This window comes from Acidovorax sp. LjRoot204, from assembly GCF_056175785.1.
Window position 1 is genome coordinate 1 of the sequence record NZ_JBGFFF010000077.1, and the last position, 22,859, is coordinate 22,859.

The 22,859-nt window shown below is 64.1% G+C and carries 18 protein-coding genes; 16 read left to right on the forward strand and 2 right to left on the reverse strand.

What is annotated here, in order from left to right:
• From AC04MI_RS14525 to AC04MI_RS14555, 7 genes are all read left to right on the forward strand, one after another.
• A partial coding sequence (locus AC04MI_RS14525; RefSeq protein WP_476498040.1) for a type II secretion system F family protein occupies positions 1-727 on the forward strand: 727 nt, incomplete at its 5' end.
• Positions 728-1,058: 331 nt separating this feature from the next.
• A complete protein-coding gene (locus AC04MI_RS14530; protein WP_436077065.1) occupies positions 1,059-1,472 on the forward strand; it encodes a hypothetical protein in 414 nt (137 codons plus the stop codon).
• Positions 1,472-2,257 carry a type II secretion system protein J gene (locus tag AC04MI_RS14535; RefSeq protein ID WP_395458230.1) on the forward strand — a complete coding sequence of 262 codons (786 nt, stop codon included), beginning with the start codon at positions 1,472-1,474 and terminating at the stop codon, positions 2,255-2,257. The genes AC04MI_RS14530 and AC04MI_RS14535 overlap by 1 nt, the downstream gene beginning before the upstream one ends.
• A 208-nt stretch (positions 2,258-2,465) precedes the next feature.
• Positions 2,466-4,601 (forward strand): hypothetical protein, encoded by a 2,136-nt coding sequence (locus AC04MI_RS14540; RefSeq protein WP_476498041.1) that lies wholly within the window; start codon positions 2,466-2,468, stop codon positions 4,599-4,601.
• Positions 4,598-5,827, forward strand: a complete 1,230-nt coding sequence (locus AC04MI_RS14545; protein ID WP_395454080.1) for a type II secretion system protein — start codon at positions 4,598-4,600, stop codon at positions 5,825-5,827. The genes AC04MI_RS14540 and AC04MI_RS14545 overlap by 4 nt, the downstream gene beginning before the upstream one ends.
• Before the next feature lie 8 nt (positions 5,828-5,835).
• Positions 5,836-7,134, forward strand: coding sequence for a type II secretion system protein (locus AC04MI_RS14550; protein ID WP_476498042.1), 1,299 nt, complete (start codon positions 5,836-5,838; stop codon positions 7,132-7,134).
• A 27-nt stretch (positions 7,135-7,161) separates the two neighbouring features.
• Positions 7,162-7,893 (forward strand): type II secretion system protein, encoded by a 732-nt coding sequence (locus tag AC04MI_RS14555; protein ID WP_116747273.1) that lies wholly within the window; start codon positions 7,162-7,164, stop codon positions 7,891-7,893.
• Positions 7,894-7,973: 80 nt separating this feature from the next.
• On the opposite strand, the gene AC04MI_RS14560 is transcribed toward AC04MI_RS14555, so the two are convergent.
• Both AC04MI_RS14560 and AC04MI_RS14565 read right to left on the reverse strand, forming a co-directional pair.
• The gene (locus AC04MI_RS14560) at positions 7,974-8,324 is read right to left on the reverse strand and encodes a hypothetical protein (RefSeq protein ID WP_436077069.1); all 351 of its coding nucleotides are present in this window, start codon (positions 8,322-8,324) and stop codon (positions 7,974-7,976) included.
• A gap of 288 nt (positions 8,325-8,612) precedes the next feature.
• Positions 8,613-10,097, reverse strand: a complete 1,485-nt coding sequence (locus AC04MI_RS14565) for an aminotransferase-like domain-containing protein (protein WP_476498043.1) — start codon at positions 10,095-10,097, stop codon at positions 8,613-8,615.
• A 170-nt stretch (positions 10,098-10,267) separates the two neighbouring features.
• On the opposite strand from AC04MI_RS14565, the gene AC04MI_RS14570 reads away from it, so the two are divergent.
• The 9 genes from AC04MI_RS14570 to truB form a co-directional block, all read left to right on the forward strand.
• Positions 10,268-11,080 carry a c-type cytochrome gene (locus AC04MI_RS14570; protein WP_436077071.1) on the forward strand — a complete coding sequence of 271 codons (813 nt, stop codon included), beginning with the start codon at positions 10,268-10,270 and terminating at the stop codon, positions 11,078-11,080.
• Positions 11,081-11,094: 14 nt separating this feature from the next.
• Entirely contained in the window at positions 11,095-12,375 is a 1,281-nt protein-coding gene (locus tag AC04MI_RS14575; RefSeq protein ID WP_436077072.1) for a c-type cytochrome, read from the forward strand.
• 60 nt (positions 12,376-12,435) lie between these two features.
• Complete coding sequence (locus tag AC04MI_RS14580) at positions 12,436-12,837, forward strand: thioredoxin family protein (RefSeq protein ID WP_476498044.1); 402 nt, start codon at positions 12,436-12,438, stop codon at positions 12,835-12,837.
• A 201-nt stretch (positions 12,838-13,038) separates the two neighbouring features.
• Positions 13,039-16,389 carry an SNF2-related protein gene (locus AC04MI_RS14585; RefSeq protein ID WP_436077508.1) on the forward strand — a complete coding sequence of 1,117 codons (3,351 nt, stop codon included), beginning with the start codon at positions 13,039-13,041 and terminating at the stop codon, positions 16,387-16,389.
• 376 nt (positions 16,390-16,765) lie between these two features.
• Positions 16,766-17,362, forward strand: coding sequence for a ribosome maturation factor RimP (rimP, locus tag AC04MI_RS14590; RefSeq protein WP_056063893.1), 597 nt, complete (start codon positions 16,766-16,768; stop codon positions 17,360-17,362).
• A gap of 80 nt (positions 17,363-17,442) precedes the next feature.
• The gene (nusA, locus tag AC04MI_RS14595; protein ID WP_056063891.1) at positions 17,443-18,927 is read left to right on the forward strand and encodes a transcription termination factor NusA; all 1,485 of its coding nucleotides are present in this window, start codon (positions 17,443-17,445) and stop codon (positions 18,925-18,927) included.
• A 24-nt stretch (positions 18,928-18,951) separates the two neighbouring features.
• Positions 18,952-21,825: a translation initiation factor IF-2 gene (gene infB, locus AC04MI_RS14600; protein ID WP_476498045.1), complete on the forward strand. Its 2,874-nt coding sequence runs from the start codon at positions 18,952-18,954 to the stop codon at positions 21,823-21,825.
• An 18-nt stretch (positions 21,826-21,843) separates the two neighbouring features.
• Positions 21,844-22,215, forward strand: coding sequence for a 30S ribosome-binding factor RbfA (gene rbfA / locus AC04MI_RS14605; RefSeq protein ID WP_476498046.1), 372 nt, complete (start codon positions 21,844-21,846; stop codon positions 22,213-22,215).
• A 3-nt stretch (positions 22,216-22,218) separates the two neighbouring features.
• Positions 22,219-22,859, forward strand: a 641-nt coding sequence (gene truB, locus AC04MI_RS14610) for a tRNA pseudouridine(55) synthase TruB (protein WP_476498047.1), incomplete at its 3' end; no start/stop codon positions are given.

Consider the following 22,859-nt stretch of genomic DNA (forward strand, 5'->3'; position numbering starts at 1 on the left):
GATCTATCCGGCGTTTGTGTTCGCCTCCATCATTGGCGTCGCCATCTTCTGGATCTACTACGTTGTGCCCAACATGGCGCGCCTGTTCAAGCAGCTGCAGGCGAAACTGCCACCCATCACAGAAGGGCTGGTGGCCTTTGCGAACTTGCTGTCCACCCATCTGCCCTGGGTGCTGCTGGTCACGGCCATCGTGGTGTCGATCGGCGTCATTGCCTTCAGGCGGTCCGAGCGATTCCAGCTTGCAACCTATACCTTCATGCACCGTTTGCCGATTGCTCGTACGTTGCTGGTGTCTTCTGGCATGGCACATATCACCGAGCATCTCTCGATCCTCGTACGTGCGGGGGTAGACATGGTGTCCAGCCTGCGCGTTCTGGGGCGGGCCACCAAGAACCGCTACTACCGCACCCGTCTCATCCATGTGGCGGAATCGGTTTCGCGTGGGGAGTCCGTGTCTTCATCGATGCGGCGTGTGGGCGGTTTTCCCGCCATGGCAGTGCGCATGATTTCAGTGGGGGAAGAGTCCGGTAGCCTGGATCAGCAGCTCTCTCACCTTGCAGCGGACTATCGCAAGCGCCTCGAGGTGTTGGTCAAGTCGCTCGCGGAAATCCTCAAGCCTCTGATCATCCTGGTTGCAGGGGGCTTGTTTCTTTTCCTGATCGTTGCGCTGTTGTTGCCTGTTTACGACCTGGTGCGGCAGTCGGTCACTCAAAGCATGGGTGGTTGAAGATGCGTAGCGTTGCGATGTCCACCGCTTATCGTGGCCAGCGAGAAGCACGGTTGGGCGGTTTCTTGGATGCAAAGGCGTGCTTTGCGCTCAACCAGTGCAGTCAGTTGATGTTGGCGGGGTGGCCATGAAAAGGCCTGTCTTGATCGGCGGCGGCTTGGCCGTACTGGTAATGGTTGTCGTGTTCTTTGCCGGCTGGGCTGTAGGAGGGCGGGACGGCTCTGTGGCGGTGGGATCTGTCCCACAGTCGACCACGGGTTTGCCGGCCCGGTCGGAGCCACCGGGCTCGGCCGGTAGTTTGTCGGGCTTTGCGAGTGAGCCGCCTTCGTCGATGACTCCCCAGATTGCCGGGACGCAGGCGCCTGCTGCTGTGGTTCCGATCACGGCTGACGAACGCCGCAAGCGTTTGGCCCAGGTGCGCTCTGACATTTCGGCCATGATGGCTAGCGGAGCACTCGGCTCACCCGAGAAGGCGCTCCCGCTTATCAACGAGCTGGAGCAACTGTCGCAGGGGAGTGCCGATCCACGCTATTTCCAGGCACTTCGGAATATGCTGGACAGCACAACCAAGGTCCAGGCGCTTAGCGCGGAACTCCAGAAGATATCTGGAAGCTCAAAGCCCGAGGACATTGCGCGTCGTCAGGAGGTACTGAGTCAGTTGCAGCAGCTCAGCACACGCATCAGTGCGGAGGCCGCCGATCTGCAATCCGGCGCGCGGCGCGCAGCCAACGCGGGGAAGTCGTGATGACTGGTGCAAGGTTGCAATTGCTTCAAAGGCGTGGTCGCAAATCGCAGGCGGGCCTGTCGATGATTGAGCTGTCCGTAGCGTTGGTCGTGGCTGGACTTTTGTCCTGGGCCTCGTTCAGCGCTTATGAGACTGTCTCCCAGCAGCAGCAGATCGAGAGAGGTCGCGCACAGGCGCAACAGCTGCAGTCAATATTGCGTGCTTTTGCGTTGCGCAATGGGCGCCTGCCGTGTCCCGACGTAAGCGCTGTGGCAACCGGGTACGAGTCGTTCACTGCGGGGGCTTGTTCGAGTGGAAACCAGCTGGGTTGGTTTCCCTACGTGAGCCTCGGGCTTGAAATTCCTACCCAGGAGCTGCGAGCGCGCTATGCCGTATTTCGCGCCTCCAACGCCAATGTCTTGCTGGACGCGGACCTTGCCGTTTCCAAGGAACGCACCGGCGACTCCGTCAGCGAGGCCAATTATCTGGATGTCACCGACTTGATCGCGGCGCTGGTGAATGCATCTGCACTCCCTTTGTCGACCGCGCGGGCCTACCTGACGGGGGATGGAGGGGCGGCTGGGGCCATTGATTGCGTTTCCAACGCAGTCATGTCTGCCGCCTATTGGGTGGTTGTGCCATTGCAAGACCGCGACAACGATGGCAGCCGTCTGGACCCCCCCCACACGATGACCAGCCTCTGTGCAGCCAGCCCTTCTGCTCCGTTGCGGTTTGCCTCCGATGACGTGGTCGTGGCCGAGTCACCGGCACAGCTGGCTGGCTGGTTGCGTGCGAGTCTGCCGTAGCTGAATGCGGGACTGATAACTCATGTTCATGTTGATACTTTCCGTCGCTCAGCTTGTGCCGAAGCCCTCGCAGAGTGCTTCCGGCTCAGGCGCTGGCATTGTGGAACCGCAAGGGCAGTCCCTCGGGGGGAGCCGTTTGCCTCGGGAGGCCAGTGAGTGCTGCGATTTCTTTGGGGCTCGTTCACGCGGCTTTGGGATGGTACAGGTCTTGCTCCTCATCGCCGTTCTGGCGGGCCTCGCGACCATGGGCTACTTGCAATGGCGCGAGCGGTCGGCGGTGGATTCTTCACGCCAGGAGCGGCAAGCGCTCTCGCAAGCAGACCGCGCCATTGTTACCTTTGCTACGGTAATGCGGCGGCTGCCTTGTCCTGACACCAACCGTGACGGTATCGAGGACTGTGGTGCTGCTGACCAGAAAGGCTGGTTGCCTTCCGTGTCGCTTCGTTTGGCCGGTGCAGACCCAGGTGTGGATGTGGGGCAGTTGCGCTACCTGGTTCAACGAGGCGGTGGGAAAAATGATCTGACCTTACTGGATGACGCCTGGCGGCCTCTCGAATATGACACCAYGGGCAAGACATACGCCAGCATGCGTGCAACCACCGCGACTGGAGGGGATTACCAAGCAGATATTGTCACTTTGACGGACCTCTGCCAGCGCCTGGATGATGGGCGTACGGCCCCATTTGCGATTGGCATGGCCGAAGTGCGGTCGTCGCCGGTACGCACCACTGCGTACGCGCTTGTCCACCCGGGTAACGATGACGCAGACGGTGACGGATCGCTCTTCGATGGGACGAATGCATCCGCCGACAGTGCCGTGGAAGATCCGACCCTTCGGCCTTTGCTGTCCCGTTACAACGACATCGTGCTGGAGCGTTCCTATGCGAGCCTTCTGGCCGGGCTGCACTGTGCTCCGCTGATCGACTCCATCAATACCGTGGCGTTGGCGCATGACGTGGTCTTGCAGGTGGATGACCTGAAGACCGGAAACATTGCTGCCGCAAAACAAGCCATCGTTTTTGCCGCGCTGGGAGCTGCGATCACGGCAGCGGATATGACGGGCACGATTCTGGGCGGAATTGCAGATGCCGGGAATGCGGCCGTAGAGTGGGCGCTCTGCGCCGCAACGCTGGGGCTTGCGGTAAACGCCTGCGCCGCGGCTCCGCAACATACCGCTGCCGTTGCGCTGACCGGCGGTGTGTTGTACGCCAACGGCGTCTCCGTGGGGCTGAACGTCGTGGCCGCCATCATGGCCGGCAATGCGCTGGCGCTGGCAGACAGCTCGGTGGATTCGTCCACTCTCACATGCCCATCCACTGATTACACGCAGGCACTCACCGCAGCAAAGAAGGAGTGGGATGACGCTGTGGCGGCTCGCGATGCGCTCATCACCAAAATCAATGACAAGACCAATGAGCTGAATGCGGCCAACATCGCGCGCACCAATGCCATCAACAATCTGGTGGCGCAAGTGCGCGCCGGTGGCAGCAGCTCCAGCATTGACTCTCGCATACAGCCGGTTCTGGATGCGGCAACCACCTGGGAGTCCAGTTCGTTCTCCCTGAATGCAGCCACACAGCGCCGCGACAACTACCAAACGGCAGTGACGCAGTGGACCAACCAGGTGGCGACCTATGCTGACATGCTGGCCAACCGGACCACGCTGATCACCCAGCTCAATGCGGACATCGCCGCGCTGGATGCCCAGATCGCTGCCACCACCGACCCCGCAGTGAAGGCCACGCTGCAAAAACAAAGGCTGGAGAAGACTTCGCAGCTCACGCTTCTGAACGACCCCGTCGCACTGCAAGGTGAATATGACAAGGCGGTCAYCGAACGGAACAATGCGCAAGCCAACCTCAATGCAGCGCAGGCCGATCTGTCGGCGGCTCAAGCGAGCGTTGGGTCGGCGCAAACGAGTTTCCAAACGGCTTATTCCAACTTGCGCAATGCGGGGCGCTACACCATTTTTGTGGGGGCGTCACCTGCAGCGATTGGCTGCACGACCACAGCCAGCGGTGTTTGCCAAGCGGGCGACATCGTGACGTCTGGTGGTATCCAGGGGGCGTTGGTGGACCTCTTTGGCGGTTCATCAGTCAGCCCAGATCCGGATGCCAAGTACCTGAAGCCCATCAAGCTGCAGAGGGAGCTCAATGCCCTTCAGAGCCAGCTGGGCGAGGCCAACAAACGAGTGACTGATGCACAGAACATATACAACCAACTCAAGACCCAGGCTGACAATCCGCCCCCTTGCAACATCACTGGAAAGGGCGTGACACCCATGCCCCCGAGTGCTGCTTTGGATATCCTCATCAAGGTGGACCAGAAAGGGGGCACGCGATGAAGCGCTCCCTGCGGAAGGAGAATGGTTTCTCCATGGTGGAGTTGGCCGTGGTTCTTGCGATTGTCGGAATCATCGGTATTTTTGTGTGGCGCTGGGTGGTGTCTACCCGTGAACCGATGCAGAGGCCTGCGATGTTGCGGCAACTGGGCGAGGCGCAAGCGGCTGTGGAGGGCTTTGTGCTCGCGCATCACCGACTGCCTTGTCCGGCATCCAATTCAGGTGGCGGTGAAGCCTGCAGTGATCCCACCGCGGTGCGACTGCCTTGGAAAAGCCTGGGGTTGAGCAGCACCTTTGGCCAACTTCACTACGGTGTCAATCGAGGCGGCAGCGTGGATCTTGCGGTTGCGCCAGCGGCGTCCGCGTCTCCAGACCTGAATATCGATTTCACGGGCATGCCGGTGATACCGACATACCCTACGTTCTCGCCACCTATCGCGGCGTCGGCGACCGTCAACGCAGCCGCTGCTCGCGCAACGGCCGCCATCACGGCTGCCAGCGCGCGCCGTGTGGTGGCGAATGGACTGGATTGGTGCCATGGACTGCGTCGGTTTGCTGCCAACCCGGCAGCGGCCGGCATTCTGAGTGCTGGCAATGTGTCCGACAGCATGCCAGTTGCCTATATCTTGGTTCATCCGGGAGAGAACAATCAGTTTGACGGCAATAACGCAGTGGGGGCCAGCGCCACCTGGCGATTCGATTTCCCGGGGCGGCCGCAAGACGCAAGCTATGACGACTTGACTGTCGCTGTGGGGGCTTCGGATCTGGATGCACGCATTGGATGCGTGGGACGGCTGAGTGAAATGCAGGCCACTGCACAAGGGGCTTACGCGGCGTACGACAGTGCGCGCGTCATGCAGGAATATTGGTCGTTGCGTGTGTTCGACATCACCGCGGCAGAGTCTGCCGTGCAGTCGGCAGAGTCGGGAGTTGCCACAGCGGCCCTGGCTCTGGCGGTGGCCACGGCTAGCGGTGTGATCAGCATTGCATCTGCGGCCAACTCGGAAGGGGTTACAGCTTTTGTGGTGGGTATTGCTGCAGCAAACTTAGCGGTGGCCATTGCCCAAACCGTGTATGCGGCCAAGGCGTTGGACGAAGCAAAGGCTGCACTGCAGGTGGCTAAAGAAAAGCAGGCGGCCACCGATGCCTACGCTGCAAAGGTGTACGACACGTTTACGCAGGCACTGACCAGTGCCACCAAGCTGGATGTGAAGGGACTCAACCCATGAAGCGAAGCATGCAAGGGTTCACCCTGGTCGAGATTTCGGTCATCTTGCTCGCGCTGGGTTTGATATTGCCCGGTGCCATTGTTTTCTGGCAGCTTTCGGAACGTCAGCGCGTCACTACCGTGCAGGTGGATGTTCAGCAGCAAACACGCGATGCCCTGGTGGGCTATCTGCACTCGAACTATCGCCTTCCCTGCCCCGCTGCGGATACAGCAGGTGTGGAGTCCTGCACCGAGGGCGGGGGCTTGCGCCAGGTGGGCTTCGTTCCATGGCGTACGCTGGGACTTCCCCGGCCTGAAGCGGGTGCTTTGCGCTACGGTGTCTACCGTGAACCATCGGCCACCCCGCATGAAGATAGGGATCTGGCCAGTGCGGTTGACCGCATGAATCCGCTGCGCGTGYGTACCCCCAACCCCAAGCCGCAGAATCAGGACGCGCCTAACGAAAAGGCGCCTCCAATCCCTTCCGTGTCCACGGTCCAGCTGGGGATGACTCAGTCCGGCAACGACGCTGCTCCTCTGAACACTGCGTGCAACGCTGCTGATAGCCCACCTTGTCCACTGGGTGTTGCGAGGGCGGTTAACCTGGTGGATGTATGTCTCGCGCTGAACACCGCCAATGACGCGTTGGTTGCACCTGCGGGTCGGTTGGGCGCGAAGATGCTGGGAACCCGRCGCTCGATAGCCTTTGCCCTGGTTGCTCCCGGCATGCTGGACGCAGACGGCGACGGCAAGGCTTTCGACGGTGCGAATGCCACTGCCAGTTCGGCAGATCCTACCTTCGAGGCACCAGGTACCGTTGCGACCAGCACCTATGACGACTCTGTGGTGGCACCCAGCCATGCGGAACTCTTTGGCGAACTGCACTGTGGCGCTGCGTTGTCTGCCATATCGCATGCGCATTTCAACGCAGCCACCGGTGCGTTCGTCATGGAGCGGGCTTTGTATGACTACCGAGACCAGTTGTTCGTGGCCGTCAAACTGGCAGAAGCTAACGAGGCAGCCGCCTTTGCAGGGGTTGCCGGTGCCGCGGCCGGCGTTTTGAGTGCGGCCAAGGAGATGGTGTCAGCCACTGCGGACACCACGATGAGCGCTGGCGCCCGGGCTGTGCAAATCGGACTGGCCGCGGCAGGCATCGTGGCGGCCGCTGTGGGCGCGGGCTTGTCCGTGGTGACAACGGGGCTGGCAACAGCGGCACTGATCGAGGCCAAGCAGGTGCACTCGGACTTCGCTACGCGAACCACTGCCATGACGGAACTCGCCATCTCTATCAACAACAACACGCTGAAGGCGGATGCCATTGGCTATTGAGACCTTTCGGTCAAAGAGCGACATACCATGACAACGAAACCAACGAACTATGGGGTTATGCCCGCGAGGCGGCAGCGCGGCTTTTCGCTTCTTGAATTGAGCATTGCGTTGGTCGTGATTGGCCTCGTACTGGGGGCGGTGGCGGTAGGACGGGACTTGCAGCGGTCTGCTGCCAACCAGCGTCTGTCCACCGACTTCATACAGGGGTGGCAACTGGCTTACGAGGCATTCTTCAACGGTGTGGGCTACCCTCCCGGTGACAACCCCACCAATCCCACGGGCCGAGTCAATGGCAACAGTGTCACGCCGGGCTCGGAGCTGTGTGGCGACGCGATGATCAACGCCTTTCTGGCAGCCGGTATTCGTTTACCCGCGGGGCGTACAGAAGGGCAGCAGGACCGTTATGTGTACCTCGACAGCAACGGGAACCCGCAGGAAGCGCGGGTGTGTTTCCAGAGCGTGAATTGGGCGGAGCCTGATGTCACCGTTGGCAACTATGTCACACGGTCCCGCAACGTGATGGTGATTCGTGGTGCCACGTTCTCGTTGGCGGCTGCACTGGACCAGCAGATTGATGGCAACAGCGACGCACGGTTCGGGCGTCTTCGCGACGTTTCCCTTGCGAACGACGTCACGGCCAATACGCCCGGCAAAATCTGGCCTATCGACGACCGCATGGCGTTTGGTAGCACTACGCCCACGTCGCTGGATGAATCGCAGGTCGCCATCACCACCGCGCTCTTTAAGATGATGCGCTGACTCTCGGACCATACCCGGCATGGCGCCACAACCGGGCMTTCTTTCGGCCTACATGCGCCAGGCCGGATGGGGTTAATGAGTCACATGCCTGCCAGCTGAAACCGCTGGTCAAAATTCATCTTGCCCAGCACGCGCAGCGCCGCGTTGCGGGTGGCGTTGTCCACCTTGCTGATGTCCAGGCTGTAGCGCTTGGCGGTGGACACTACGTCCACACATTTGTGGCCCCATTGCACCGCGACCAGCAGCGCGGGGCGCTGGCCTGCCTCGGCACCTACCGACACGCCGCGTTGCTCGGGCCGCAGCATGAATTCGAGGTGGGGGGTGCGCACCAGGGTGAGGCGGTCTGCCCCTCGGGGGCCCAGGGCGAACGAGATAACCCAGTCGTCTTCGTCTTCCACCGTCACAAACGGAACATGCTGGGGTGCGGCCATGGTGCTGGGCGTTGGGGTTGTAGGGCGGGGCGGGTGGTCCGCCGTAGTGCACTGCCCGGGGTAAGGGCGGGCGCCAGTATGCCGCTGCAAGCGCCGTGCCTGCTGCGGGAGAACCCGAGGTTGGGCTTTTCCAACGCGGTGCGTGGGATGTCAGCCTGGTGCAAGGCAGGCGCAGCGTGTGTTGGGTGGTGCGATGCAGTGTGGTCGGGCGAGGGGGCTGCACGCCGGGTTTGGGGCCAGGGTTTTGAAAAAAATCGGCCTGTGCGCTAGGTCGGTATGTCTTTGTAGCTATTGTTTTGATAGTCTTTTTGGCCGCGCCGGCCTCTCTGTCACGGCGGTCGCCAAGCCCGTGGCCAGTTGGCCCACGGTGCGCAGTGCCGGTTYCAGCCGCCCCTGCGCTGGATGCCCGTAGTTGATGCGTACGCAGTGCGCAAACCGCTGGTCGGCCGAGAAGATCTGCCCGGGCGCGAGGCTAATGCCCTGCTGCAGTGCCAGTCGGTGCAGTTCCAGCGCGTTCACTTCAGGCGGCAGCTCCACCCACAAGAAGTACCCACCCTCAGGCCGCGATACGCGGGTGCCGTGTGGGAAGTGCTGCGCTACGGCCGCCAGGGCCAGCGCCTGCTGCTCGGCCAGGCTGCGGCGCAGCTGGCGCAGGTGCCGGTCGTAGCCGCCCTGGGCCAGGTATTCCGACAGCGCCTGCTGTGACGGCGTGGCAGCCGATAGCGTGGTCATGAGCTTGAGCCGCTGCACGGCCTTGGCCTGGCGGCCCGCCGCCACCCAGCCCACCCGGTAGCCGGGCGCCAGGCTTTTGCTGAATGAGCTGCAGTGCATCACYAGCCCCTCGGTATCAAACGCCTTGGCTGGGGGCGGGCGCTGGGGGCCAAAGTGCAGCTCGCCRTACACGTCGTCCTCGATCAGCGGGACACCGTGGCGCGCCAGCAGGGCGACCAGCTCGCGCTTCTTGTCCTCGGGCATCWGGCTGCCCAGCGGGTTCTGAAARCTGGKCATGAGCCAGCAGGCCTTGATGGGCTGGTGGGGTGTTTGCCGCTCCAGTGCTTGCCCCAACGCCGCCAGGTCGATGCCATCGCGCGGGTGGGTGGCGATTTCCAGCGCCTGCAGGTTCAGCCGTTCCAGGGCCTGCAACGCGGTGTAGAAGGTGGGCGATTCGACCACCACCACATCGCCGGGCTGGGTGACGGCCTCCAGGCAGAGGTTGAGCGCCTCCATAGCGCCGTTGGTGATGATGATTTCTTCCACATCCACCGCCATGCCGTGCACGCCGTAGCGCAGTGCAATCTGCTGGCGCAGGCGTTCGTCGCCGGGCGGCAGGCTTTGCACGATGGTCCACGGGTCGAGCTTGCGCATGCCGCTGCCCAGGCAGCGCGCCAGGCGCTCCAGTGGAAACAGCTCCAGCCCTGGAAAGGCCGAGCCCAGCGGCACCAGGTCGCGGTCGCGCGCCAGGCCCAGCACCTCGAACACTAGGTCGCTGATGGCCACGCCGGTGGAGGTGGCGGCCGGGCGCGAGGGCAGGGGTTCGGCCGGGCGGGCCTCGGCGGTGCCGGGCAGCCGGGCGCTAACGTAGTAGCCCGAGCGCGGGCGCGCGTGGATCAGGCCCTGGGCCTCGAGCAGGTAATACGCCTCGAATACGGTGGACGGGCTGATGCCCCGTGTGCGGCTGGCCTCGCGCACCGAGGGCACGCTGTCGCCGGGGCGCAGGGCGCCGCTGTGGATGAGCTGGGCAATGGCGTCGGCGTGGCGTTCGTAGCGCTTCATAGGCAGGGCGAGGTTGATGCAGGGCAAACTGATCTGTATTTTTAACTCGAAACTGAATCTGTACTGTTTTTGGTGGCGGGCGTAGAGTGACGGACTGTGTGGGCGCACGCCTTGCGTGTTTGGCCGCTGTGGGCCGCCCAACCGTTTCTTTCCAGGACAAAAAGAACCCCATGACCGATTGCCTGCGCAGCTTGCTGCGCCCTGTTCTCAGCCTGCCTGCGGCCACTGCCCTGTTGGCGCTGGCCTTGAGCGCTGGCGCTGTGGCCCAGACGGTGCCTGCCAGCGCCAACCCTGCAACCCCGGTGGCCGCTGCATCCACTGTGGCCACAGTGCCCGCGTCTTCCATGTCTTCACGCGTGCTGGCCTGCACCGCCTGCCACGGCAAGGAAGGCCGTGCCACGCCCGACGGCTACTTTCCGCGCATTGCGGGCAAGCCGGCGGGCTATCTGGCCAACCAGCTGCTCAACTTTCGGGACGGGCGGCGCAGCTACCCGCAGATGGGCTACCTCATCGAGCACCTGACGGACGATTACCTGCGCGAGATGGCCGAGCACTTTGCCGCGCTCGACTTGCCGTACCCACCGCCGCCCGCACCACAAGCGCCCGCCGCCGCGCTGGAGCAGGGCCGCCAGCTGGTGCAGCAGGGCGACGCGGCGCGCCGCATTCCCGCCTGTGTGGCCTGCCACGGTGTGGCCATGACGGGCGTGGCACCGTCCATCCCCGGCCTGCTGGGCCTGCCGCGTGACTACCTCAACAGCCAGCTCGGCGCCTGGAAGACCGGCCAGCGCCGCGCGCACGTGCCCGACTGCATGGCCGATATTGCCCGCCAGCTCACGCCCGATGACGTGAGCGCGGTCTCGGCCTGGCTGGCCGCTCAGCCCGTGGCGGCGGGTGGCAAGCCAGCCCGCACGCTGCCCGCCGCCATGCCGGCGCGCTGCGGCGGTGTGGCTGAGGTTCCCGTCGCTGCTTCAGCTGCACGCTGAGAAGGGATGCACCGATGAAACGCATCCTCTGGACCCTCTCTTCCGTGCTGGCGGCGCTCGGCATTGCCGCCGCCGTGCTGATCACCCTGAACCTGCGTGGCGAAGAGCCGCTGCCCGCCGCCGAGACGCTGCAATCCACGCCCGTGCTGGTGCAGCGCGGCGAATATCTGGCCCGCGTCGGCAACTGCATGGCCTGCCACACCACCCAGGGTGGCGCGCCGTTTGCAGGCGGGCGCGGCATTGAGACGCCGTTTGGCGTGGTGCACAGCTCCAACCTCACGCCCGACAGGGTGCAAGGCATTGGCAGCTGGACCTCGGCCGAGTTCTGGCGCGCCATGCACCATGGCCGCAGCAAGGACGGGCGGCTGCTGTACCCGGCCTTCCCGTACCCCAACTACGCGCAGGTGACGCGCGAGGATTCGGACGCCATCTTTGCCTATCTGCAAAGCGTGCCTGCTGCACCCGACGCCAACCGCGCCCATGCGCTGCGTTTTCCGTACAACACGCAGGCGGCATTGGCCGTGTGGCGTGCGCTGTTCTTTGCGCCCGGAGCGCCCAGCGCCGAACCCACGCAGACGGCTGAATACAACCGGGGCGCCTATCTGGTCAACGGCCTGGGCCATTGCACCGCCTGCCACACGCCCCGCAATGCACTGGGCGCCACGTCGGACGCCAAGGCCTTCACCGGCGGGTTGATCCCGGTGCAGAACTGGTATGCCCCCGCACTCAATGCGGCGCACGAGGCGGGCGTGAAGGAGTGGCGCACCGACGACGTGGTGGCCCTGCTCAAGACCGGGGTGGCCCCGCAGGGCTCGGTGCTGGGCCCCATGGCCGAGGTGGTGTTTCGCAGCACGCAGTATCTGAGCGACGCCGATGCGCGCGCCATGGCCGTGTACCTGCAGGGCCTGCCGCAGCAGGATCGCAAGGCGCCTGCCACCGTGGCCGCCCCCCCGGCCAGCGCGATGGCGCGGGGCGGCAAGGTGTACGAGCAGCAGTGCGCGCAGTGCCACGGCGACCGGGGGCAGGGCGAGCCGGGCGCGTTTCCGGCACTGGCGGGCAACCGCGCCATCACGCTGGACGACCCCACCAACCTGGTGCGCGTGGTGCTGCAGGGCGGCTACCTGCCCGCCACCGCAGGCAACCCGCGTCCGCACGGCATGCCGCCGTTTCAGCAGACCTTGTCGGACGAGGAGGTGGCGGCGGTGACCACGTTTGTGCGCAACAGCTGGGGCAACCAGGCGCCAGGTGTGGGTACCATCGAGGTCTATCGCGCGCGCGAGCGCCGCGGCATGTAGCGCCAGGCCCGGGGCCTGCGCCAGCCGCCCCCGCAGCGCGGCCCTCCAGGAGCCCTTTTGATGTCCAGTCCCGCCGCACTGCCCGAACCCACCCCCACGAGCCCTGGTGCCGCCACGCCCTGCGGCTGGTGGGCCGTGTGCCTGTGTGCTGCATGGTGTGGCACCTGCGGCATTTATCGCCCCTTGTTCGACGAATTGGCCCGTGCACACYCGGACGTGCGGTTTGAATGGGTGGACATCGAAGACGAATCCGATCTGGTCGGGGACTTGGACGTGGAGACCTTTCCCACCCTGCTGATTGCCGACGGCGAGCGGGCCCTGTTCCTGGGCCCGTTGTTGCCGCAGGCGCCAGTGCTCACGCGGTTGTTGACCAGCCTGCAGGCGGCGGCGCCCGGCAGTGCCGGGGCGGGGGGCGAGGCCCATAGCGTTTTCGAGCGGGTGCGCGCAGCACGCCGCGCCTAGCGGGCGGTCTTGCGGGCTGGCAGCGGTGGCTACCGCACCATCGTCCACATCTTGAACGCTCTTTTTTTGATAGCTGACGGCGCATGATCCACTAGCGCTACAGCCACTTTTTGCTCTAGATCTGTGTCCACACCCCATCCACCCTGGTTCCCGCTCAACTCGCTGCAGGCCCAGTGCGACAAGGGCACCTGGGAGCGGGGCATGGAGCTGTACCGCCAGGCAGATGTGGTGCGCGTGGGGCTCCAGCAACAGGCCGAGGGCCGCTGGGCCTTGGCGGGTGAAGTGCAGGGCAGCTCGCCCGACCCGTACGAAGTGTCCGTGCAACTGGTGCTTGCGCCCAATGGCCAGGTCAAGCAATGGTCGGGCGATTGCAGTTGCCCCGTGGGGTCAGATTGCAAGCACGCCGTGGCCCTGACCCTGGAGGCCGCGCACCGCGACCCGGCGCAGGGCCCGTCGTCCACGCGGGCTGCCGATGCGCTCAAGACCATGCAGGAGCGCAAAGAGGCCCTGGCGCGCGCCGAGGCCGAGGCGCGGCTGGTGCACTGGCTGCAGGAGTGGGACCGCGCTCTGGGCGGTGCTGTGCCGCAGGAGCCAGTCGCACGGCCGGGGCGGCCCGAGTGTTATCTCTATCTTGTCTCTACCGTAGGGCGGGCGCGCACGAGCGTGCCGCAGTTGCAGCTGGAAGCCGTGGTGTCGTACCCCAAGCTCACGGGGGGCTGGGCCAAGCCGCAACAGATCCGCACCCAGCCCGCGCCCGGCCAGGCGGTGTACGACCGCGCCAGCGATGCCGACCGCCAGGTGCTGCAGCTGCTGCGTGCCATGCCCCGCAGCGTGGGGTACTACTCGGCCTACAGCGTCGCGCCCATTGGGGTGCTGGAGGGTGCGGTGGGCTTGCTGGCGCTGGAGCAGGCAGCGGCCACGGGTCGTCTGTTCGTCGATGCGGGTGGGTCCACCGTGGGTGAGCTTTTGCGATGGGGCGACCCGCTGCCCATCGCGTGGGCATGGCTGGCGTCCACGCCCGTGCAAGGCGGCGAGGCCGTCTGGGGCCTGCGGGCCAGTCTGCCAGGCGACACCGCCGTCCTGTGCGACAACCATCCGCCCTTGTACCTGGACGTCGTCCAGGGCGTCTGCGGCCCGGTGCACGCCGAGGGCCTGAGCCCGGCCCAGGTGGCCATGCTGCTCAAGGCCCCCGCGCTCAGTGCTGCGGCGCTGCAAAAACACCATGCCGAGGTGGTGCGCCGCATTGGCGGGGTGTTGCCGTTGCCGCCGGCGCTGGGTCCGCTCACACAGGTGCGGGGGGTGAAACCCGTGGCGCGCCTGCATCTGGCTCCGTCATCTCCGAACCAGGTGGCTGAAATGGGGCTTATCACCGCGCACTTGCGTTTTGACTACCAGGGCCATGTGGGCTGGTGGGCGGGGCAGGAGCCGGCGGTGCTGGTGCCCGGTGCCGACGGCGGCCAGGTGCTGCTGCAGCGCGATGCGGTGGCTGAACGCCATGCCGTCGAGCGTCTGGAAGGTCTGGGTCTCCTGGCCACCGACGACGGCCTGTTCGGCATCCCTGGCGAGCGTGCGCAGGATGACTGGATGCATTGGGCAGACAACGGCTTTGCAGGGCTGCGCGACGCGGGTTTTGATGTCACGCTGGACGCGGCGCTGCACGGCTGGGTCCAGCACGCCGACCGACTGGATGTGGTGCTGCAGCCTGAGGGGGATGATGCGACCACATCGCCCTGGTTTGCGCTGTCGCTGGGCATGGAAATCAATGGTGTGCGCCACAACATCCTGCCCTGGCTGCCCGATCTGATTGCCGCAGCGGCGGCACAGCCGCTGGACCCTGCGACGGGCTTGCCCCAGCTGCCGGGACATGTCTACATGCCCTCGTTGACCGGTGCCGGGTTCGTGCGCCTGCCGACAGATACCCTGCGGCCCTGGATGGCAGCGCTGCTCGATCTCGCGGGCGACCGCGCGCGTGACTTCAACGCCGACCGCCTGAAGCTCTCACGCCTGGACGCCCTGCGCACCAGTGCTGCGCTGGGCGAGGGCGCGGTGTGGCAGGGCGCCGGTGCCTTGCGCGACATGCTGGCCCAGCTGCGGGGCGCCAGCGCCTTGCCCGAGGTGCCGCTGCCCGCCAGCGTGCGTGCCACGCTGCGGCCCTACCAGCAGCAAGGCCTGAACTGGCTGCAGTTTTTGCGGGCCCACGGCCTGGCCGGTGTGCTGGCCGACGACATGGGCCTGGGCAAGACCCTGCAGACCCTGGCGCACATCCAGGTCGAAAAAGACGCTGGGCGGCTGACGTGCCCTGCGCTGGTCATTGCGCCCGTGAGCCTGATGGGCAACTGGCAGCGCGAGGCCGCTCGCTTTTGCCCGGGCCTGCGGTGCCTGGTGCTGCATGGCGCGGATCGCCATGAAGCGGCCGATGAAGTCACCGAGCACGACCTGGTCATCGCGCCGTATTCGCTGCTGCAACGCGACCGAGACCGCTGGCTGGGGCACCAGTGGCACCTAGTGGTGCTGGACGAGGCCCAGAACATCAAGAACGCCAGCAGCCAGGCCGCACAGGTGGCGAGCCAACTGCAGGCGCGCCACCGGCTGTGCTTGTCGGGTACGCCCATGGAAAACCACCTGGGCGAGGTCTGGAGCCTGTTCCACTTCTTGATGCCGGGCTTTTTGGGCAGCCAAACGCGCTTCAAGGAGGTGTTTCTTACGCCCATCGAAAAGCAGGGCGACGGTGCGCGCATGGCCCAGTTGCGCGCCCGCATCACCCCCTTCATGCTGCGGCGGACCAAGGCGCTGGTGGCAGGGGAGCTGCCGCCCAAGGTCGAATCGGTCATGCCCGTGGAGCTGACCGGCGCGCAGGCGGACCTGTACGAAACCATCCGCCTGGGCATGGAGAAGACCGTGCGCGAAGCACTGCAGTCCAAGGGGCTGGCGCCATCGCAGATCACCATCCTGGATGCGCTGCTCAAGCTGCGGCAGGTGTGCTGCCACCCGCAGCTGGTGCCGCTGGACGCAGCCAAGGCCGTGGAGACATCGGCCAAGCTGGACCATTTGATGACGCTGCTGCCCGAAATGTTGGCCGAGGGGCGACGCATTTTGCTGTTCTCGCAGTTCACCAGCATGCTCAGGCTGATTGAGACCGAGCTGAAAAAGCGCGAACTGCCCTGGGTCAAGCTCACGGGGCAGAGCCAAAAGCGCGACGCGATCATCGAGCAGTTCACCAGCGGGCAGGTGCCTTTGTTTCTCATCAGCCTCAAGGCGGGCGGGGTGGGGCTGAACCTGCCGCAGGCCGACACGGTGATCCATTTCGACCCTTGGTGGAACCCGGCGGTGGAAAACCAGGCCACCGACCGCGCCCACCGCATGGGTCAGACGCAAAGCGTGTGGGTGATCAAGCTGGTGGCGCAGGGGACGATCGAGGAGCGCATCCTGGCCCTGCAGGAGCGCAAGGCGCAGCTGGCGGGCAGCCTGTACAGCGGAGCTGCTGCCCGCAAGGAGCCGCTTTTCACCGAAAGCGATCTGGCAGAACTGCTGCAGCCGCTATCACTGTCATAGCTGCTGGTGCAGGTTGGACAAGCGTGTGGTGCCATTGAGGCAGGGCACCGCCCGGAAGGCCGCATGGACACTGGCTTGGGCGTCCTGCCTGAGCGTGTTGACAACAGTTTTCCCTGCCTGCGCCTTTGCAAATCAACACTTTGCACGCTACAATACGAATCTCACGACCAAACGGGCGGGTACCAACCGCCCGTTTTTTTTGGTCGAACGCTTTTGGAGCTCGAAGCTGTCGGGGAAGAGTCTCCGGGGGTTATCGGGTTTTTTGTTTTGGATTTGCGCAAATGAGGGGGCACAAACAGTGCTCCCAGTGGGCAGGCTGGTGGCCTGGCCCTGATTGGCGCAAGTTGTGTGGTTTATCCGGGATTGAACTGAACACGTGGCATTGCAGCAAGTCGTTGAACAAATTGTGACGGGACTGGGATATGACCTGGTGGAGATCGAGCGCTCTGCCGGCGGCCTGTTGCGCGTCACCATCGACTTGCCTTGGGTGCAGCCGGCCGCTGATGCGCCCCAGCCCGTGATCGAGCAGTTCGTGACGGTCGAGGATTGCGAGAAGGTCACCCGCCAGCTGCAGTTTGCGCTGGAGGTCGATGGCGTCGAGTACAAGCGCCTCGAAGTGTCATCTCCTGGTATCGACCGGCCCTTGCGCCACGAGCAAGACTTCGTGCGCTTTGAAGGCTCTGTCATCGACATCACCCTGAAGGCGCCCATCGGCGCCGCAGCAGCGGGAGGCCAGGTCAACGCCACGCGCAAGAAATTTCGCGGCACGCTGGAGCGGGCCGAGGCCGGAGGCTGGCAGATCGTCTGGAGCGACGAGCCGCCGGTCAAGCCAGGACAAAGAGTCAGCAAGAAACGCGTGCCCGCCCCGTTGCAGGCGATGGGCTTCACCTTGGACGAATGCCGGGATGTGCGCCTTGCGCCCATCGTGGACTTCAAGGGGCGCGCAGGCAAGGCCGGGGCTGCACCTGCCTGATTTGCTGCTGAAAATTGTGGGGTGGGTGGCTGCAGTGCGTTGCCTTGCCCTCGGGTGATTGAAAACAGGAGAGTCGTCGCATGAATCGCGAATTGTTGATGTTGGTTGAGGCCATTTCGCGCGAAAAGAACGTGGAGCGTGATGTGGTCTTGGGCGCCGTGGAGTCGGCCCTGGCCCAGGCTACCAAGAAGCTGTACCAGGGCGAGGTGGACATTCGCGTGTCCGTGGATCGCGACAGCGGCAACTACGAGACTTTCCGTCGCTGGCTGGTGGTGCCCGACGATGCGGGCCTGCAAAACCCCGAAGCCGAAGAGCTGCTGATGGATGCGAAGGATCGCATCCCAGACATCGAAGTCGGCGAGTACATCGAAGAGGGTGTCGAGTCGGTGCCCATCGGTCGCATCGGCGCCATGGCTGCCAAGCAAGTCATCCTGCAGAAGATCCGCGACGCTGAGCGCGAAATGTTGCTCAACGACTTCATGTCGCGCGGCGAAAAAATCTTCACCGGCACCGTCAAGCGCATGGACAAGGGCGACATCATTGTCGAGTCCGGCCGCGTGGAAGGCCGTCTGCGCCGCAGCGAAATGATCCCCAAGGAAAACCTGCGCAGCGGTGACCGCGTGCGGGCCATGATCATGGAAGTGGACCTGACGCTGCGCGGCGCTCCCATCATCCTGTCGCGTTCGGCGCCTGAGTTCATGATCGAACTCTTCCGCCAGGAAGTGCCCGAGATCGAGCAAGGCCTGCTGGAGATCAAATCCTGCGCCCGTGACCCCGGCTCGCGTGCCAAGATCGCCGTGCTGTCCCATGACAAGCGCGTGGACCCCATCGGCACCTGCGTCGGCGTGCGTGGCACCCGTGTGAACGCGGTGACCAACGAGCTTGCTGGCGAGCGCGTGGACATCGTGCTGTGGTCCGAAGACCCGGCACAGTTCGTGATTGGCGCGCTGGCTCCGGCCAACGTGTCCTCCATCGTGGTCGATGAAGAAAAGCACGCCATGGATGTGGTCGTGGACGAGGAAAACCTCGCCATCGCCATCGGCCGTGGTGGTCAGAACGTGCGCCTGGCGTCCGACCTGACCGGCTGGAAGATCAACATCATGGACGCCGCTGAAAGCGCGCAAAAGCAGGCCAACGAGACCGATACGGCCCGCAAGCTGTTCATGGAAAAGCTCGATGTGGACGAGGAAATCGCCGACATCCTGATCTCCGAAGGCTTCAACAGCCTCGAAGAAGTGGCCTACGTTCCCCTGCAGGAAATGCTGGAGATCGAAAGCTTCGATGAAGACACCGTCAACGAGCTGCGGGCCCGTGCCAAGGACGCGCTGCTCACCATGGAAATTGCCCGTGAGGAAAGCGTGGAAGAGGTCTCCCAGGACCTGCGCGACCTCGAAGGCCTCACCCCTGAGCTGATTGCCAAATTGGCCGAAGGCGGTGTGCACACACGTGAYGACCTGGCCGATCTGGCCATTGATGAACTGACCGACCTGACCGGACAGTCTGAAGAGGAAGCCAAAGCCTTGATCATGAAGGCGCGCGAACACTGGTTCGCGGGGCAAGAGTAAAGGTCAGGGAGGCACGAACCACATATGTCCAGTAACACTGTCGCCGAGTTCGCTACCGAACTCAAAAAATCGCCTGAAACCCTGCTCGACCAGCTCAAGGCTGCCGGCGTGGGCAAGGCTGCTCCCTCTGACGCGTTGACCGAGTCGGACAAGCAAAAGCTGCTTGCTTACCTGCAGGCCAGCCACGGCACGGCCTCGGCCGATCGCAAGAAGATCACGCTGGTCAAGAAGTCCACCAGCGAAATCAAGCAGGCGGACGCTACGGGCAAGGCCCGTACCATCCAGGTGGAAGTGCGCAAGAAGCGCACGTTCATTCAGCGCGACGAAGGTGCAGAGGCTGCTGCAGAGTCGCACGCACCCGCGGCGGTGGAAGAACCCGCGGTGTCGAGTGAAGATCTTGAGCTGTCCCGCCGCGAGGAAGARGCSCGCCGCCAGGCCGAGCTGATCCGCCGCCAGGAGGCGGAATTGGCCGAAAAACGTGCCGAGCGCGAAGCCCGCGAAAAGCGCGAGCGCGAAGCCGAAGAGCGTGCTGCCGCCTACGCGGCTCAGGAAGCCGAGAAGAAGGCCCAGGCTTCTGCCGTCAAGCAGGAAGCCACCCGCGAGCAGGCTGCCGAAGCCGCTGCACGCACAGCAGCACAGAACGAAGCCCGCGAAAAGGCTGCTGCCGAATCCAAGGCCCGCTCTGACGAAGAAGCCGCCCGTGCGGCCGACCTGGATGCACGTCGCCGCAAGGCCGAGGCCGAAGCTGCCGCCATTCGCTCCATGATGGCTACGCCCAAGAAGGCGGTCATGGTCGCCAAGAAGCCCGAGGAACCCAAGCCAGTGGCCAAGCCTGCTGCCGTGGGCGACGCCAAGAAGGGCACGCTGCACAAGCCGGCAGTCGGTACTGGCGTGGCGCGCGCCGGTGCTCCCGCTACTGCTGGAGCGGGCGCGGGTGCGCCTGGTGCTGGCAAGGAAGTGAAGTCGGCCAAGCTGTCCTCCAGCTGGGCCAATGACACGGCCAAGAAAAAAGAAATCAAGACCCGCGGCGACAGCAGCGGCGGTGTCGGTCGCAACAACTGGCGTGGTGGCCCGCGTGGCCGCCGTGGCGACAACCGCGACCACCGTGATGATCACCAGCAGGCCGCACCGGTCGAAGCACGCATCATCGAAGTGCATGTGCCCGAGACCATTACCGTGGCTGAACTGGCGCACAAGATGTCCATCAAGGCCAACGAGGTCATCAAGGCGCTGATGAAGATGGGCCAGATGGTCACCATCAACCAGCCGCTGGACCAGGACACGGCCATGATCGTGGTGGAAGAGCTGGGCCACAAGGCCGTCGTGGCTGCGCTGGACGACCCGGAAGCCTTCACCGACGAAGATGCAGGCCAGCAAAACGCAGAACTGCTGCCGCGCGCTCCGGTCGTGACCGTGATGGGTCACGTGGACCATGGCAAGACCTCGCTGCTGGATTACATCCGCCGCGCCAAGGTGGCTGCGGGTGAAGCCGGTGGCATTACCCAGCACATTGGTGCCTACCACGTGGAAACGCCACGCGGCATGGTGTCGTTCCTCGACACCCCGGGTCACGAGGCCTTCACGGCCATGCGTGCCCGTGGTGCCCAGGCCACCGACATCGTGATTCTGGTGGTAGCTGCTGACGACGGCGTCATGCCCCAGACCAAGGAAGCCATCAAGCACGCCAAGGCGGCGGGTGTTCCGATCGTGGTGGCCATCACCAAGGCTGACAAGCCCGATGCCAACCCAGACCGCGTCAAGCAGGAGCTGGTGGTCGAAGAGGTGGTGCCTGAAGAATACGGTGGCGATTCGCCCTTTGTGCCCGTGTCCTCCAAGACCGGCATGGGCATCGACACCCTGCTGGAGCAAGTGCTGCTGCAGGCCGAAGTGCTGGAACTCAAGGCGCCGGTGGATTCGCTGGCCAAGGGTCTCGTGATCGAAGCCCAGCTGGACAAGGGCCGCGGCCCTGTGGCCACGGTGCTGGTGCAGTCCGGTACGCTGAAGGTGGGCGATGTGGTGCTGGCTGGCCAGACCTATGGCCGCGTGCGCGCCATGCTGGACGAAAACGGCAAGGTCGCCAAGACGGCTGGTCCATCGATTCCTGTCGAAATCCAGGGTCTGACGGAAGTGCCGCAGGCGGGTGACGAATTCATGGTGTTGACGGACGAGCGCCGTGCSCGYGARATCGCSACSTACCGTGCMGGCAAGTTCCGCAACACCAAGCTGGCSAAGSAGCARGCCGCCAAGCTGGARAACATGTTCGCCGACMTGWCGGCGGGTGAGGTCAAGACCCTGCCCATCATCGTCAAGGCCGACGTGCARGGCTCGCAGGAAGCGCTGGCCCAGTCGCTGCTCAAGCTSKCGACCGACGAGGTCAAGGTGCARMTSGTGTACGCCGSYGTGGGCGSCATCAGCGARWSCGACATCAACCTGGCGATCGCCTCCAAGGCCATCGTGATCGGCTTCAACGTGCGTGCCGATGCCGGYGCGCGCAAGCTGGCCGAAGGCAATGGCGTGGACCTGCATTACTACAGCATCATTTACGACGCTGTGGACGAGTTGCGTGTGGCGATGTCCGGCATGCTGGCTCCCGAGCAGCGCGAAGAAGTCATTGGTACGGCCGAGATCCGCACCGTGTTCGTGGCCTCCAAGATCGGTACTGTGGCGGGTTCGTACATCACGTCCGGCATGGTCCATCGCAACGCCAAGTTCCGTCTGCTGCGCGACAACGTGGTGGTCTACACCGGCGAAGTCGACTCGATCAAGCGCCTCAAGGACGATGTCAAGGATGTCAAGGAAGGCTTTGAGTGCGGTATCAAGCTCAAGAACTACAACGACATCAAGGAAGGCGATCAACTCGAGTTCTTTGACATCAAGGAAATCGCCCGGACGCTGTAAAGCCTCGGTGACGACGATATGGCTGCGAAGAAATCTTCCACTCCCAACCGCGCSTTCAAGGTKGCCGACCAGATCCAGCGYGATCTGACGGAGCTGATCGCGCGCGAGTTGAARGACCCGCGCGTGGGCATGGTGACGCTGCAGGGCGTGGAGGTGACTCCCGACTACGCCCATGCCAAGGTGTTCTTCAGCCTGTTGACGGGCGACCCTGTGGAAACGCAGGCGGCGCTCAACCAGGCGGCTGGATTCCTGCGCAAYGGCYTGTTCAAGCGCCTGCACATCCACACCGTGCCKACGCTGCACTTCSTGTTCGACCGCACCWCCGAGCGTGCGGCCGACATGAACGCCTTGATCGCCAAGGCGGTGTCTTCGCGCGCCAAAGAGGATTAGTCCATGCACGCGCCACGCACMAGGGTGCAGCGGCGCCCTGTGCATGGGGTGTTGYTGCTCGACAAACCGCTCGGCCTTTCGAGCAATGACGCCTTGCAAAAGGCGAAATGGCTGTTGCGCGCCGAGAAAGCGGGCCATACGGGCACGCTGGATCCGCTCGCCACGGGCGTGTTGCCTCTGTGTTTCGGCGCCGCCACCAAGTTCAGCCAGCTGCAGTTGGATGCCGCCAAAACCTACGAGGCGATTGCGCTGCTCGGCGCCACCACGACCACCGGCGATGCCGAGGGGGACGTGGTGCAACGCTGCGACGTAGATGCTGCCCAACTCACGCCAGAGCGCCTGGCGGCTGTGCAGCAACAGTTCACGGGTCCCATCCGCCAGGTGCCGCCGATGCATAGCGCGCTCAAGAAGGACGGCAAGGCGCTGTACGAATATGCACGCGCCGGTGTCACGGTGGAGCGCGAAGCACGGGACGTGATCATCCATGCCCTCAAGCTGACGCTGGTGCAGACAGATCAAGCGCAAACAGCTATTAAAATGATAGTGACCTGCAGCAAGGGCACCTACATCCGTACGTTGGGTGAAGACATTGGTGCGGCGTTGGGCTGCGGGGCTCATCTGACCTTCTTGCGCCGTATCGACAC

Excerpts from the sequence above, each read along its gene's own strand:
- AC04MI_RS14555 (WP_116747273.1), top strand. The coding sequence starts at position 7,162 with ATGACAACGAAACCAACGAACTATGGGGTTATGCCCGCGAGGCGGCAG.
- AC04MI_RS14530 (WP_436077065.1), top strand. The coding sequence starts at position 1,059 with ATGACTCCCCAGATTGCCGGGACGCAGGCGCCTGCTGCTGTGGTTCCG.
- AC04MI_RS14585 (WP_436077508.1), top strand. The coding sequence starts at position 13,039 with ATGGAGCTGTACCGCCAGGCAGATGTGGTGCGCGTGGGGCTCCAGCAA.
- AC04MI_RS14575 (WP_436077072.1), top strand. The coding sequence starts at position 11,095 with ATGAAACGCATCCTCTGGACCCTCTCTTCCGTGCTGGCGGCGCTCGGC.
- AC04MI_RS14570 (WP_436077071.1), top strand. The coding sequence starts at position 10,268 with ATGACCGATTGCCTGCGCAGCTTGCTGCGCCCTGTTCTCAGCCTGCCT.
- AC04MI_RS14545 (WP_395454080.1), top strand. The coding sequence starts at position 4,598 with ATGAAGCGCTCCCTGCGGAAGGAGAATGGTTTCTCCATGGTGGAGTTG.
- AC04MI_RS14560 (WP_436077069.1), bottom strand. The coding sequence starts at position 8,324 with ATGGCCGCACCCCAGCATGTTCCGTTTGTGACGGTGGAAGACGAAGAC.
- AC04MI_RS14535 (WP_395458230.1), top strand. The coding sequence starts at position 1,472 with ATGACTGGTGCAAGGTTGCAATTGCTTCAAAGGCGTGGTCGCAAATCG.